Genomic DNA, 13196 nt, shown 5'->3' with positions numbered 1-13196 from the left:
GATCGGATGCAGGTTACCGGTCCGCCGCGCCGCCGGTCAGGGGCGTCTCGGGGAGCGGAACGGGCGGGGGCGTCCGGGGTGGACGGGTGATGCCCGGTGGGGCGGACCGGAGGCTCCGGTGGCGCGGGGCCGGGAGGTCCGGGGCGGACGCCGAGGCGCGGGGCCGGGAGGTCCGGGGCGGAGGCCGAGGCGCGGGACCGGGCGCCCGGATTCCGAAGCAGCCCGGAGGCCCGCCCCCCGCCGCTCACCCGTGCCGTTGGTCGTGCCCGTTCTCCCGCGCCCGCTCGTGGTACGTACGCCGGGTGTGCTCGGTGTGGGCGCGCATCACGGCGGTGGCGCGTGCCTCGTCGCGGTCGGCGATGGCGGCGATCAGTTCGCGGTGCTCGATCCACGACTGGGCGCCGCGCTGCCGGGCCACCGGCGTGTAGTACCAGCGCACCCGGCGGCCGACCTGCTCGGCCAGCTCGGCGAGGACGGCGTTGCCCGCCAGCTCCATCACCTTGGCGTGGAACGCGGCGTTGGCCGCCACCGCGCCGTCCACGTCGTCGTCGCGCACCGCACGCTCACCGGTGACACACAGCTCCTCCAGGGCGGCGATGCCCGGCGAACCGGTGTGCGCGGCGGCCAGCCGGGCGGCCTCGGCCTCCAGCAGCGTACGGACCGTCAGCAGCTGGTCGGCCTCCTCCTCGGTCGGCTCGTGGACGAACGCGCCCTGGGCGGGCCGCAGATCGACCCAGCCGTCGGTGTTCAGCCGCTGCAACGCCTCCCGGACCGGCTGCCGGGAGACGCCGAGGTGTCCGGCGAGTTCGCTCTCCACCAGGTGGGCCCCGGGGCGCAGCGCGCGGGTGGTGATGAGTTCGAGCAGCGCCTCGTAGACCCGCTCGCGCAGTGGTCCGGGCCGTTCGAGCTTCGGGACGGCTCCGTACGGAAGTCCGCTGGACAGCATCGGGTCCCCCTTGGTGTGGCGGCCGGGTGCGGCCCTCGGGGGCGGCACCGGACGGCCGCTCATGGCTATCGTCTACAGTTTACCGAGTACGTTGTACCGTTGCACCCGGCCTGCCGCACCCACCACCGGCGACGGCACACCGGGCACCGCACGACGGGTGGAGGCAGACATGGGACGGGTCACCGAACGGCGCCGCGTCATCCGCGTACGGGACGGGTCCGTGGGCGCCCGGCCCGACACCCTGGTCGTCGAGGAGCCGCTGGAGATCCGGCTGAACGGCAAGCCGCTGGCGATCACCATGCGCACCCCGGGCGACGACTTCGCGCTCGCGGCCGGTTTCCTCGTCAGCGAGGGCGTCCTGGCGTCCGCCGCGGAGCTGGCGAACATCGTCTACTGCGCCGGTGCCACCGACGACGGCGCGAACACCTACAACGTCGTCGACGTCCGTCTCGCGCCCGGCGTTCCGGTGCCGGACATCAGCCTGGAGCGGAACGTCTACACCTCGTCGTCGTGCGGGCTGTGCGGCAAGGCGAGCCTGGACGCGGTGCGCACCACCGCGCGCTGGGCGCCGGACGCCTCCCCCGGCCCCGCGGTCCGCCTCACACCGGAGACGCTGGGCACCTTCCCCGACCGGCTGCGCGCCGCCCAGCGGGTCTTCGACCGGACGGGCGGGCTGCACGCGGCCGCGCTGTTCCGCCCGGACGGTGAGCTGCTGGACGTACGCGAGGACGTCGGGCGGCACAACGCCGTCGACAAGGTCGTCGGGCGGGCACTCCCGGACGACCGGCTGCCGCTGTCGTCGTGCGTGCTGATGGTCTCCGGCCGGGCCTCGTTCGAGCTGGCGCAGAAGGCGGTGATGGCGGGCATCCCCGTGCTCGCCGCCGTCTCCGCCCCGTCGTCGCTCGCCGTCGACCTCGCCGCCGAGACGGGCCTGACGCTGGTCGGCTTCCTCCGCGGCAGCTCCATGAACGTCTACGCGGGCGCGCACCGCCTCGGCCTCGACGAGGCGGCCGCCGGGAGCTGAGCCCCGGGCGTCCGTCAGCCACCCGCGCCCTTCCCCGCGCCGGAGGCGCCGTCGGCCGGGCGCACGATCCGGGTGAGCAGGCCGATCAGCTGCTCGCGTTCGGCGGGGGTCAGCGCGGCGGTCAGCTCGTCGTTGGCGCGATCGCCGAGCTTCTGCGTACGGCGCAGGACGCGCCGCCCCTCCGCGGAGACCTCGACGGCGTTCTTCCGGCGGTCCCGGGGGTCGGGCGTCCGCGTGACCAGCCCGTCCCGTTGCAGGTCGGTGACGACGGTGACCATGTCCTTCGGGTCGATGCCGACGATCCGCCCCAGCTCCGCCTGGGAGACCGGGCCGGTCTCGGCGACCGCGGAGAGCACGGCGTGGTGCATCATCCGCATGCCTTCGGTGGCGAGCGCCTCGGCGACCAGCCGGTGCCCCCGGGCCGCGGCCCGTCCCAGCAGCCAGCTCGGCAGGACACGGATGCGGCGGGGGGCGTACGGGGCGTCGGCCATGGTTCCACGGTAGCGCCGATCCATAGGACCTCCCAACGAAAAACCATTGGTTGCCCCAATGAACTCCGCTGCCGATGGCGCGCCGGGCGCGCGGCGGCCCGCTGCCCGGGCTGCCCGGTGACGAGCCGGCCGGGGAGGCGGTCGCGCTCGGCCCGGACGTCACCGGCTTCGCCGTCGGCGACCGCATCGCCTCGTTCGGCCACCCGGGCGCGTACGCCGAACTCGCCCTCGCCCCGGCCCGGTCGGCCTCCCGCATCACCGAGGGGGTGAGCGCCGCGCAGGCCGTCGCGCTGATCCGGGGCGGGCATGTGGCGCTGGCCGCGCTCGACACCGCCTCGCACATCGGCCTCTCGCGCCCCCGGCGGCACGGCGGTCCGCGGGCCGGGCGGGTGAAGTCGGTGGGGCGGCGGGCGAACGGCCGCACACTTCTTGCCGGCCTGTAGCGGCGGCAGTACGTTCCGTCACCCATGACATGGGACGTGGGATGTCCTGTGGATGACGCCGATGCCTCGAAGGGCAGGCCGGACCATGACGTCACTTCTCCGTGCACCCTCCCGCCCCCACCGCAGACCCCGGCGGCGCCGCGCCGTCGCCGCCCTCACCGCCGTGGCGCTCACACTGCTCCCCGCCGCCCCCGCGGGCGCCGCGGCCCGCAGCGCCGCACCGCCCGGCGGGTTCGATCAACGGGTCCTGTTCAGCGCGGCCCAGGACCCGGGCTACGCCTGCTTCCGCATCCCGGCCCTCGTCCGCTCCGTCCGGGGCACCCTGCTCGCCTTCGCCGAGGGCCGGGCGCACGACTGCGGCGACGCCGGGGACATCGACCTCGTCCTCAAACGCTCCACCGACGGCGGCCGCACCTGGGGCCCGCTCCAGGTCGCCACCGAAGGCGGCGGCGACACCCACGGCAATCCGGCGCCGGTCGTGGACCGCCGCACCGGCCGCATCGTCCTCGCCGAGACGTACAACAAGGGCCGCGCCGACGGCCTCAGTTGCGCGACGCCCTGCGAGCGCACCCCGCACCTCCAGTACAGCGACGACGACGGCGCCACCTGGTCGGCGCCCCGCGACCTGACCCGCGCGCTGCGCCCCGCCGGGTGGAACTCCTGGTACGCGACGGGCCCGGTGCACGGCATCCAGCTCACCCGGGGCCACCACGCCGGGCGGCTCGTCCTCGGGGTCAACGCCGAGAGTTACGCCGGTGGCCGGGTCACCGCCAACCACGCCGCGCTGGTCCACAGCGACGACGGCGGCACCACCTGGCGCCTCGGCGCCGTCGACACCTGGCCGGTCGCCGCCGACGGCACGTTCCGCCAGAAACCGTCCGAGATGACGCTGCTGGAGCGCGCCGACGGGTCGGTCTACGTCAACGCCCGCGAACAGGACGGTACGGACCTCGGCAACCGCACCGAGGCGGTCAGCCGCGACGGCGGCGCGTCCTTCGCCCACCCGTTCCGCACCCTGCCCGGCTTCCTCGCACCGATGGTGCAGGCGTCGGCGCTGCGCCTGCCCACCGCCGGGGGTGGCAGCCGCACCCTCCTCGCCGCCCCCGCCGACCCGGACCGCCGCCGCGCCATGACGATCCACTCCTCGTACGACGAGGGCCGCACCTGGGAGGAGGCCGACCGGGGCGCCTGCGTCACCGGGGACTGGTCCGGCTACTCCGATCTGGTCACCATCTCCCCCGGTCTGACAGGGCTGTTCTACGAGGCGGGCGCCGCCGACGCCCGCGACGAGATGCGGTTCGCCCGCTTCACCGACGCCTGGCTCGGACCGCGCCGCGGCCCCGGCCCCACCACCCCGGACCGCGCGCCCGGCGCCCGCCCGGCCACCGTCCTGGGCGGGGCCCGCGCCGCCCCCGGCGTCCTCGGCCGGGCGCTGGCCTTCGACGGCGCCGACGACGCGGTCCAGGTCCCCTTCCGCGCCTCGCTGGCGCTGGGCGACGCGCCGTTCACCTGCGCCCTGTGGTTCCGCTACGACGCGACCGGCGGCGAGCAGCCGCTGCTGTGGACAGGCGGTTCGGGCAGCCGGTCCCCGCAGGTCACCCTCGTCGGGGACCCGGCGCACGGCCGGATCACGGCGACGCTCACCACCGTCGCGGGCGCCGCGCCACCGGTCACCACGGAGCTGTCGACGGCGGGCGCGTACAACGACGGCCGTTGGCACCTGCTGGCGCTGCGTCGCACCGGCGGCCGGTTGCTGCTGACGGTGGACGCCACGGCGACCACGGCCGCACCGGACGTCCCGGGGTCGGTCAGCCGCGGCTCGGCCTTCGGCGTCCGCCTCGGCGAACGCCTCGATGGCCGCGCCCACTTCACCGGCGCCCTGGACGAGACCGTCGTCCTCGGCCGGGCCCTGTCCGACGCCGACCTGACCGCCCTGCACGCCACGGGCCGCACCCCGGCCGGACCCGTCGTGCTGCGCCTCGGTCTTGACCGGGTGACGACACCCTGACGGAAGCGGGCCCCGGAGGGCGGCGGTCCTACCGGGGTTCCCCGGCGCCGACCGGCTCGCCGTCGTGGGCCTCGGCGGGGCCATCGCCCTCCGGGGCGTCCGCCGGACCGACCGCCTCCGGGGCGTCCGTCCCGCAGGCATCCGTCTCCGGGCCGTCCGCCTCCGCCCGCGCCGCGTACCGCTTCGCCAGCACCGCGCAGACCATCAGCTGCATCTGGTGGAAGAGCATCAGCGGCAGCACCGCCAGGCCCGCCTGGGCGCCGAAGAGGACGCTGGCCATGGGCAACCCGGCGGCCAGGCTCTTCTTCGAACCGGCGAAGGTGATGGCGATCCGGTCGGCCCGCCCGAAGCCCAGCTTCCGGGAGCCGTACGAGGTCAGGATCAGCATCACCGCGAGCAGCAACCCGAGAACCCCCAGCAGGATCAGCAGGCGCAGCGGCGAGACCTGATGCCAGATCCCGGCGCTCACCCCGGCGCTGAACGCGCTGTAGACGACCAGCAGGATCGAGCCGCGGTCCACCAGGCCGAGAACCTTCTTGTGCCGGGTGAGGAATCCGCCGATCCAGCGGCGCAGCACCTGGCCCGCCAGGAACGGCAGCAGCAGCTGGCAGACGATCGAGACCAGCGCACCGCCCGAGACTCCGGGCCCCTCGCCGTCCAGGAGAAGCGCGGCGAGCAGCGGCGTGACGACGATGCCGACGAGGCTGGAGAACGACCCGGCGCAGATCGCCGCCGCCACATTGCCGCGCGCGATGGAGGTGAACGCGATGGACGACTGGATCGTGGACGGCACCAGGCACAGGAACAGCACGCCGGTGTACAGACCGCCCGGCAGGACGTACGGCACCAGACCGCGGGACGCCAGGCCGAGCAGCGGGAACAACACGAACGTGCAGGCCAGGACGGTCACATGGAGCCGCCAGTGGCGGAGTCCGGCCATCGCCTCGGCGGTCGAGAGGCGGGCTCCGTAGAGGAAGAAGAGGAAGGAGACGGCCCCGGTGGCGGCGGCGTCGGCGACAGTGGCGGCCGATCCGGTGGCCGGGAGGAGCGCGGCGAGTCCGACGGTGGCGAGGAGCGCCAGGATGTATCCGTCCACGGGGAGCCAGGAGGGGAGGGCGAGGGCAGGGCGGCGCATGATCTCACTTCGGTCGTTCGGCACAGGGACGGCGGCATGGACGGTGCCCTCTCCAGAGTGCCGGTCCCCACGGATATCGGGAACCCCGTTCGCTGCACTCACTGTGATGCCGGAACGTGATTACCATGGCCGCACACCGGCCCGTTCCGGCCACGCCGCTCCCCCGGGCGCGGTCCCGCGGTGGCCGGACCGTCGCCCACCCGAGGTGCCCCGTGTTCGATCCCGCGCAGTTGCGTACGTTCCTCACCGTCGCGCAGACCCTGAGCTTCACCCAGGCCGCGCACCGTATGGGGCTGCGGCAGTCGACCGTCAGCCAGCATGTGCGGAAGCTGGAGGAGGCGGCCGGGCGGCGGCTGTTCGCGCGGGACACGCACGGCGTGGAGTTGACCGAGGACGGCGAGGCGATGCTCGGCTTCGCCCGCACCATCCTGGAGGCGAACGAGCGCGCCGCCGGGTTCTTCACCGGCACCCGGCTGCGCGGGCGGCTGCGGTTCGGCGCGTCCGAGGACTTCGTCCTGACGCGGCTGCCGGAGGTCCTGGAGGGGTTCCGCCGCGAACACCCCGAGGTCGACCTGGAGCTGACCGTCGAACTTTCAGGCACCCTCCATGAACTTCTGGCGGCCGGGCGGCTCGACCTCGTCCTGGCGAAGCGGCGCCCGGAGGGGCCCGGGGGCCGGCTGGTGTGGCGGGACCGGCTGGTGTGGGTGGGCAGCGACCGGCTGCGGCTCGATCCGCACCGCCCGGTGCCGCTGGTCGTCTTCCCGCCGCCCGCGCTCACCCGCGCCCGGGCGCTGGAGTGCCTGGAGGAGCACGGCCGGGCCTGGCGCATCGTGTGTACCAGCGGGAGCCTCAACGGGCTGATCGCCGCCACCCGCGCCGGGCTCGGGGTGATGGCGCACACCCTCGGCATGATCCCGCCGGGCCTGGTGCGGATGGCGTCCCGGGCCGGGCTGCCGGAGCTGGGCGGGGTGGACTTCGTCCTGCTGCACGGGCGGCGCGCCACCGCCGCCCGCGGTCCCGCCGAGGCGCTGGCCGACGCGATCCTTGCCGGGGGCGACCGGCTGCAACTGCCGTGACGGCCGGTGGACCCCGGCCCGGCTCCGGCCCGGCCCCATCCAGGCTCCGGCCCGTCTCCCGCCCGGCTCCAGCAGCGGTTTCCGGCCGGACGGCACCGCGGGTTCACCCTTCCGGTGCAGAGGTTTGGTGCAGATACGGTCCCCAGGTCGTGATCGTTCCGCAGGTGGATGACCGGTCCATGTCCGCTCTTCCGGGGAGTGGTCCGTTTCCTCCGGATGGCCGGAGGGCGTCCCGGCCCGTTCGGAACGTGGTAGGGCCCTCCCAGGGGGCGATGCCGTGGGGTACGGTCGCGGCCGTGTGAGGAGTACCACAAGGAGCTGGGTCATTGCGCGAGTTCACCGTGGAGCCGTTGGCGACCGGGCCCCGGGTCGGTGGGCTGGCGGACACCGTCTTCGACCATGCGGCACGCGATCCGGACCGGATCTCGCTCGCCCGTAAGGACGGCGAGGGGCGCTGGACCGACGTCAGCGCCGGGCAGTTCCGGGACGAGGTCATGGCGCTGGCCAAGGGCCTGCTCGCCCAGGGCATCCGCTTCGGCGACCGGGTCGGGATCATGTCCCGCACCCGCTACGAATGGACCGTCTTCGACTTCGCCATCTGGGCGATCGGCGGCCAGTCCGTACCGCTGTACCCGACGTCCTCCGCCGAGCAGGTCTTCTGGATGCTGCACAACGCGGGCGTGACGGCCTGTCTGGTGGAGCACGAGGACCATGCGATGACCGTCGGCTCGGTCATCGGGCGGCTGCCGCAGTTGCGCCGCCTGTGGCAGCTCGACACGGACCCGGTGGCCGAGCTGACCGCGGCGGGTGCCCATCTCGACGACGATGTGGTGCACCGGCACCGGATGGCGGTCACCCCGGACGCCATCGCCACGGTCATCTACACCTCGGGCACCACCGGCCGCCCCAAGGGCTGCGTCCTGACCCACGCCAACTTCATGGCCGAGGCGGACAACATCGTCGAGCGCTACGACTCGGCGTTCCACTCCCGGCCCGGCGACGAGGCGTCCACCCTGCTCTTCCTGCCGCTGTCGCACGTCTTCGGCCGGATGGTCGAGGTCGCCGCCCTCCGCGGCAAGGTCAAGCTGGCCCACCAGCCGGAGCTGAGCGCCCGCGCCCTCCTGCCCGACCTGCGCAGCTTCCGGCCGACCTTCGTCCTCGCGGTGCCGTACGTCTTCGAGAAGGTCTTCGCGGCGGCGCGGCGGCAGGCGGAGGCCGAGGGGAAGGAAGGGCCGTTCGACAAGGCCGTCGACGTCGCGGTCCGCCACGCCGAGGCCCTGGAGCACAAGGCGTTCGGCACCGGCCCCGGCCCCGGCGCCGCCCTGCGGATGCAGCACCAGTTCTTCGACAAGGTCGTCTACTCCAAGGTCCGTGAGGCGCTGGGCGGCCGGGTGCGGCACGCGATGTCCGGCGGCTCCCGAATGGAGCGCCGCCTCGGCCTGTTCTTCGCCGGTGCCGGGGTGCGGATCTTCGAGGGGTACGGCCTGACGGAGTCCACCGCCGCCGCGACCGCCAACCCGCCCGAGCGGACACGGTTCGGCACCGTCGGCACGCCCATCCCCGGCACCACCGTCTATATCGCGGACGACGGCGAGATCTGGCTGCGCGGCGGCCAGGTCTTCCAGGGGTACCTGGGCGATCCGCAGGGCGCCGGCGCCGTGCCGCACGACGGCTGGTTCGCCACCGGCGACCTCGGCTCCTTCGACGAGGACGGCTATCTGACGATCACCGGCCGCAAGAAGGAGGTCCTGGTCACCTCCGGCGGCAAGACCGTCTCACCGGTGGTCCTGGAGGACCGGGTCCGGGCACACCCGCTGGTCGCGCAGTGTCTCGTCGTCGGCAACGACCGGCCGTTCGTCGCCGCGCTGGTGACGCTGGACCCGGAGGCCGTCACCCACTGGGTGACGATGCGCGGCAAACCGGACATGCGCCCCATGGAGCTGGTGCGCGACCAGGATCTGGAGACGGAGATCCGGCGGGCCGTGGTCGCCGCCAACACCCTGGTGTCGCAGGCCGAGTCGATCCGGACGTTCCGGATACTGGCCCACCAGTTCAGCGAGGAGCAGGGGCTGCTGACGCCGTCACTGAAGCTGAAGCGGAAGGCGATAGAGACGGCGTACGCGGCCGAGGTGGAGGCGCTCTACCGGGGCTGAGCCGGACGGGGCGGCCATCCGGGCGGTACGGGACATTTCTCCTGGTGTACGGGAATACGGGGCGGCGGATGATCGTTGTCGCCCCCGCACACGCACCACAACGTAAGGATCGATTCCCCGTGAGCCAGGTCCCCACCATCACGCTCAACAACGGCGTCACGATGCCGCAGCTCGGTTTCGGCGTCTGGCAGGTGCCGGACGCCGAGGCGGCCGTCGCCGTCGGCCACGCCCTGGAGGCCGGCTACCGCAGCATCGACACCGCCGCGATCTACGGCAACGAAGCGGGCACCGGCCGGGCGCTCGCCGCCTCCGGCATCCCCCGCGACGAACTCTTCGTCACCACCAAGCTCTGGAACTCCGAGCAGGGCTACGACGCCACGCTGCGCGCCTTCGACGCCTCCCTCGACAAGCTCGGCCTGGAGCAGGTCGACCTGTACCTGATCCACTGGCCGCTGCCCGCCAAGGACACGTACATCGACACCTACCGCGCCTTCGAGAAGATCTCCGCGGAGGGCCGCGCCCGAGCCATCGGCGTCTCCAACTTCCTCCCCGCCCACCTGGAGCGGCTGATGGGCGAGACGTCGATCGTCCCGGCGGTCAATCAGATCGAACTGCACCCGTACTTCCCGCAGGCCGACTCCCGCGCGGTGCACGCCCGGCACGGCATCGCGACGGAGGCGTGGTCGCCGCTGGGCCAGGGCAAGAACCTGCTGGCGGAGCCGGTGCTCACCGAGATCGCGGCCAAGCACGGTGTGACGCCCGCCCAGGTGGTGCTGCGCTGGCACCTCCAGCTCGGCAACGTCGTCATCCCGAAGTCGGTGACGCCGTCGCGGATCGCCGCCAACCTCGACGTCTTCGGCTTCGAGCTGGACGACGCGGACCTCGCGGCCGTCGCCGGTCTCGACAACGGCACCCGGCTCGGCCCGGACCCGGCGGCCTTCGACGTCGCCTGAGCCCGGCAGCGCAACACGCCGCCGTCCCGGTGGACCGGGGCGGCGGCGCGCTGCGGGCGGGCAGCGGGTTACGGCCGGGAGCTCGGCGGTTTGCGGTGGTGGCCGTTGCCGGGTTCCTCCGCCGGGGCGGGGAGCGGCGGCGCGGGAGGTTCGATCTGGCGCACCAGCTGGTGGAACGAGAGCAGCGCGGTGATCGGCGGCAGCCCGGCGACGCTGATGGCGGACAGCGTCAGCGGTGCGTGGGCGACGCACAGCACGACGGCGAGGGCGGAGAAGAGGATGACCACGCACCACGAGTGCGCGACGCGGCGGCCGTTGGCGGAGGCCCGCAGGATGGCGAGCGACGCCACCATCCAGGGGCCGTAGATCAGCAGCGGCCACAGGTCGGCGAGGCCGCCGGAGGCGCCCTGGGAGGCGAGGGCGCGCAGCGGCGCGTAGCAGACCATGGCGCCCAGCACGCTGATCATCACGGCGGTGAGGGCGGCGACGGTGGCGCTGATCCGCCGTGCCCAGCGCCGCAGCCGGGCGGAGTCGGCGCGGTGGACGCCGGGCCGGTGCTGCCGGGTGCGCGCATGGCTGACGGCGGGTCCGGCGGGTGGTGGCGCCGGATATCCGTCCGTCGCGTGCGGGTCCTGGGGCGCCGGGCCGGAGGTCTCCCACACCGGGACGTTCGCCCAGGCGACCGCGTCGAACCCGTAGGGGTCCGGCTGCGGTGCGAACAGCGGGACGCCGACCGGGGGTTCGGTGTCCCGGACCGGACGGGCGAAAGTGCCCTGGCTCGGCACGAACTCATCGGTCTGCTGCACCGGGATGTAGGTCTGGGTCTCGTGCACGTCATGTCTTTCGGGAGGAGGACCCGGCCGGGATGCGCGTGCGGCGCGGGCCCGCACCCGGCGCAGCCGCCGGGGCGGCCCCGCGGCGGCGGGGCCGGATCGGGTGAGGGACGTGGTCGCAGGGGACGTTCACGGGCGGTGCGCGGCGCCGAGCCGCCCGGGGGCCGCGCGGCCGGACGCCGAGAGGCGCGCGACGGCGGGGCGGCGCCTGCGTATGCGCCGGGCCCGGGCGGGCGTGCGGCGGGCGGGCGGTGGCCCCGCGCAGGCACCGGAGCGGCCGGCGGGACGGCGGCGGGGCGGCCCGCCGGCTCCTTCGGCTCGGCGCACGGCGGGGCCACCCGGCCGCGCACGGTCACTGGCGCGTGCTGACGTCACGCCCGGTCCAACGAACAAACCGGCCAGTCGTACATGCTGCATTCGAGTGATGCGGAAGCACCCGGAATCGCGAACGGGTTCGGCCGGTCGGCGTAGCGCGGGGTGTCGCTCACGCACCGTCCGGCCGAACGGGAGCCGGGCGGGCGGTTCAGCGGCGGCAGCGGCGACGCCCCCGGCAGCAGCCCCAGCGTGCGCCGGTGCCGAGCAGGCCCAGGCCGATGCCGAGCATCCAGGTGTCCTTGGCGAGCGGAATGCCGTCCTGGGTGGGGCGCAGGCTGCCGGGCTCGCGCATCCCGGGGGTGCGGAGGTAGAGGCCGACGAGTCCGGCGGAGAACCCGGTGAGCGCGGCGCCGGCGAGGCGGCTCGGTACGACGGGGGCGAGCAGCGCGCTGCCGACGGCCACCTCCGACCAGGCCAGCAGCCGGACGAAGACGCGTGGTTCGAGCTTCTCCAGGAACGGGTACGCGGTGCAGGCCAAGCCGTGGATCCCGGCGGCGGTCTCGTCGTCGGCCGTCACCTTGCCCAGACCGGAGTTGAGGAGGAACGCGCCGGTGGCGAGGCGCGGGGCGACGTCACGAGGTTCGGGCAGCTTCATCGGAGCCTCCCTGGATAGGGTCGTCGGCCCCCCGACCGAGCTTAACCAGGGGGCACCGGGGCTGCCATGCCACCGGTGACGGGCCCCGTTCCGGTGGGCCCGGGAGGCGCGGGCGCGCCCCGGTCGCCGGGCGGGCGGCGGCCGGGGCGTTTTCCGGTCCGGTGGCTACCGGGCGCGGGCCGCGTGCACGGTCTGAGCCGCGAGCAGGAAGACGTCCGGGCGGCGGGCGAGACCGGCCGGGTCGTCCGGGTCGAGGAGGCGGGTGGCGACGCCCAGGTCGTCGGGGGCGAACTCGTCGCCGAACGCCTCGACGGCGCGGGCCAGTGCGGCGCTCACGTACGCCCGGCCCGCGGCGGACAGCGGGGCGGGCAGGTCGACGAGGAAGCTGCGGCTGTGCGGGGTGCCGAGGCCCGCGTCGGTGAGGACGGCGGGCCAGTCCTCGACGGTGTCCTCGGCGCCGGGCAGCGCGGCCCGCATCCGCGCGAACCACTCCTCGGTCGCCGCGTCCAGCCGCGCCTGGAGGCCCGGGCGGCCCAGTCCGATGTCGCGGGGCAGGAAACGCTGCGGCAGACCGCCCTCGGAGAGGGCGAGCAGGCCGCCGGGGCGCAGATGGCGGGCGAGCGTGGCGACGGCGCGCCGCTGGTCGCCGACGTGGTGCAGGGTCCGGCTGGACCAGATGAGATCGGCGTCGCCGACCGGCCCGGCCGGGTGGCCGCCGGGGTCCGGGGCCGCGTCGTCGTCCAGGCCGTCGGGGAGTTCGGCGCGGTGGGTGGTGACGCGGTCGGCGAGGCCGAGGGCGGCGGCCCGGGCGCGGGCGCGGTCCAGCAGCGCGGGCGTGGGGTCGACGGCGACGACCTCCGCCTCGGGGAAGGCGCGGGCCAGCAGGCAGGTGGCGACGCCGGGGCCGCTGCCGACGTCCAGGATGCGGCGGACGGGGGCGGGCCGGTCCAGGTCCTGCGGGGTGAGCAGGGTGCGCAGCCAGACGGCGGCCTGCTCGAAGACGGCGGAGTGCAGTTCGGCGCCGCTTTCGAGGAGCGGCCCCATCACCTCCCAGTCCATGCCGGCGTCGCCGTGGTGGTGTCCGGGGGCGTGCGCGCCGTGGCCGTGCGCGGGGGTGTGCGGGCGGGCGTCGTCGTGGGTCATGGGGTGAGCCTGGACCGGTCA

12 protein-coding genes are annotated in these 13196 nt (G+C 74.7%); 6 read left to right on the top strand and 6 right to left on the bottom strand.

Going from position 1 to position 13196, the window contains the following annotated elements; genetic code table 11:
• Positions 1-244: 244 nt before the first annotated feature.
• Positions 245-946, bottom strand: a complete 702-nt coding sequence (locus OG422_RS26205) for a GntR family transcriptional regulator (RefSeq protein WP_405747993.1) — start codon at positions 944-946, stop codon at positions 245-247.
• Positions 947-1115: 169 nt separating this feature from the next.
• On the opposite strand from OG422_RS26205, the gene fdhD reads away from it, so the two are divergent.
• Positions 1116-1970 carry a formate dehydrogenase accessory sulfurtransferase FdhD gene (fdhD, locus tag OG422_RS26200; protein ID WP_143941204.1) on the top strand — a complete coding sequence of 285 codons (855 nt, stop codon included), beginning with the start codon at positions 1116-1118 and terminating at the stop codon, positions 1968-1970.
• Between the two features lie 14 nt (positions 1971-1984).
• Here fdhD and OG422_RS26195 read toward each other — a convergent pair whose 3' ends face one another.
• The gene (locus OG422_RS26195) at positions 1985-2461 is read right to left on the bottom strand and encodes a MarR family winged helix-turn-helix transcriptional regulator (RefSeq protein WP_405746255.1); all 477 of its coding nucleotides are present in this window, start codon (positions 2459-2461) and stop codon (positions 1985-1987) included.
• 74 nt (positions 2462-2535) lie between these two features.
• Between OG422_RS26195 and OG422_RS26190 the strand changes: the two genes are divergently transcribed.
• Both OG422_RS26190 and OG422_RS26185 read left to right on the top strand, forming a co-directional pair.
• Complete coding sequence (locus OG422_RS26190) at positions 2536-2904, top strand: alcohol dehydrogenase catalytic domain-containing protein (RefSeq protein WP_405746252.1); 369 nt, start codon at positions 2536-2538, stop codon at positions 2902-2904.
• 85 nt (positions 2905-2989) lie between these two features.
• Positions 2990-4912 (top strand): exo-alpha-sialidase, encoded by a 1923-nt coding sequence (locus OG422_RS26185; RefSeq protein WP_405746250.1) that lies wholly within the window; start codon positions 2990-2992, stop codon positions 4910-4912.
• Between the two features lie 28 nt (positions 4913-4940).
• Here OG422_RS26185 and OG422_RS26180 read toward each other — a convergent pair whose 3' ends face one another.
• On the bottom strand, positions 4941-6047 hold the full coding sequence (locus tag OG422_RS26180; protein WP_405746248.1) for a bile acid:sodium symporter family protein: 1107 nt from the start codon (positions 6045-6047) through the stop codon (positions 4941-4943).
• 212 nt (positions 6048-6259) lie between these two features.
• Between OG422_RS26180 and OG422_RS26175 the strand changes: the two genes are divergently transcribed.
• From OG422_RS26175 to OG422_RS26165, 3 genes are all read left to right on the top strand, one after another.
• Positions 6260-7123 (top strand): LysR family transcriptional regulator, encoded by an 864-nt coding sequence (locus tag OG422_RS26175; RefSeq protein ID WP_405746246.1) that lies wholly within the window; start codon positions 6260-6262, stop codon positions 7121-7123.
• A 326-nt stretch (positions 7124-7449) separates the two neighbouring features.
• A complete protein-coding gene (locus tag OG422_RS26170; RefSeq protein ID WP_405746243.1) occupies positions 7450-9276 on the top strand; it encodes an AMP-dependent synthetase/ligase in 1827 nt (608 codons plus the stop codon).
• 119 nt (positions 9277-9395) lie between these two features.
• Positions 9396-10229, top strand: coding sequence for an aldo/keto reductase (locus OG422_RS26165; protein WP_405746240.1), 834 nt, complete (start codon positions 9396-9398; stop codon positions 10227-10229).
• A gap of 68 nt (positions 10230-10297) precedes the next feature.
• Here the strand turns inward: OG422_RS26165 and OG422_RS26160 are convergent, their stop codons facing one another.
• The 3 genes from OG422_RS26160 to OG422_RS26150 all read right to left on the bottom strand — a co-directional run bounded on the left by OG422_RS26160 (position 10298) and on the right by OG422_RS26150 (position 13175).
• Positions 10298-11062 carry a DUF2637 domain-containing protein gene (locus OG422_RS26160; protein ID WP_405746237.1) on the bottom strand — a complete coding sequence of 255 codons (765 nt, stop codon included), beginning with the start codon at positions 11060-11062 and terminating at the stop codon, positions 10298-10300.
• A 523-nt stretch (positions 11063-11585) separates the two neighbouring features.
• Positions 11586-12032, bottom strand: a complete 447-nt coding sequence (locus OG422_RS26155) for a hypothetical protein (RefSeq protein WP_405746235.1) — start codon at positions 12030-12032, stop codon at positions 11586-11588.
• A gap of 165 nt (positions 12033-12197) precedes the next feature.
• Positions 12198-13175 (bottom strand): class I SAM-dependent methyltransferase, encoded by a 978-nt coding sequence (locus OG422_RS26150; RefSeq protein ID WP_405746232.1) that lies wholly within the window; start codon positions 13173-13175, stop codon positions 12198-12200.
• Between the last annotated feature and the right edge of the window lie 21 nt (positions 13176-13196).

The sequence above is a fragment of the Streptomyces sp. NBC_01525 genome, from assembly GCF_045040405.1.
GTDB classification, from domain to species: Bacteria; Actinomycetota; Actinomycetes; order Streptomycetales; family Streptomycetaceae; genus Streptomyces; species Streptomyces benahoarensis.
This window is presented reverse-complemented; position numbering and strand designations above follow the sequence as displayed.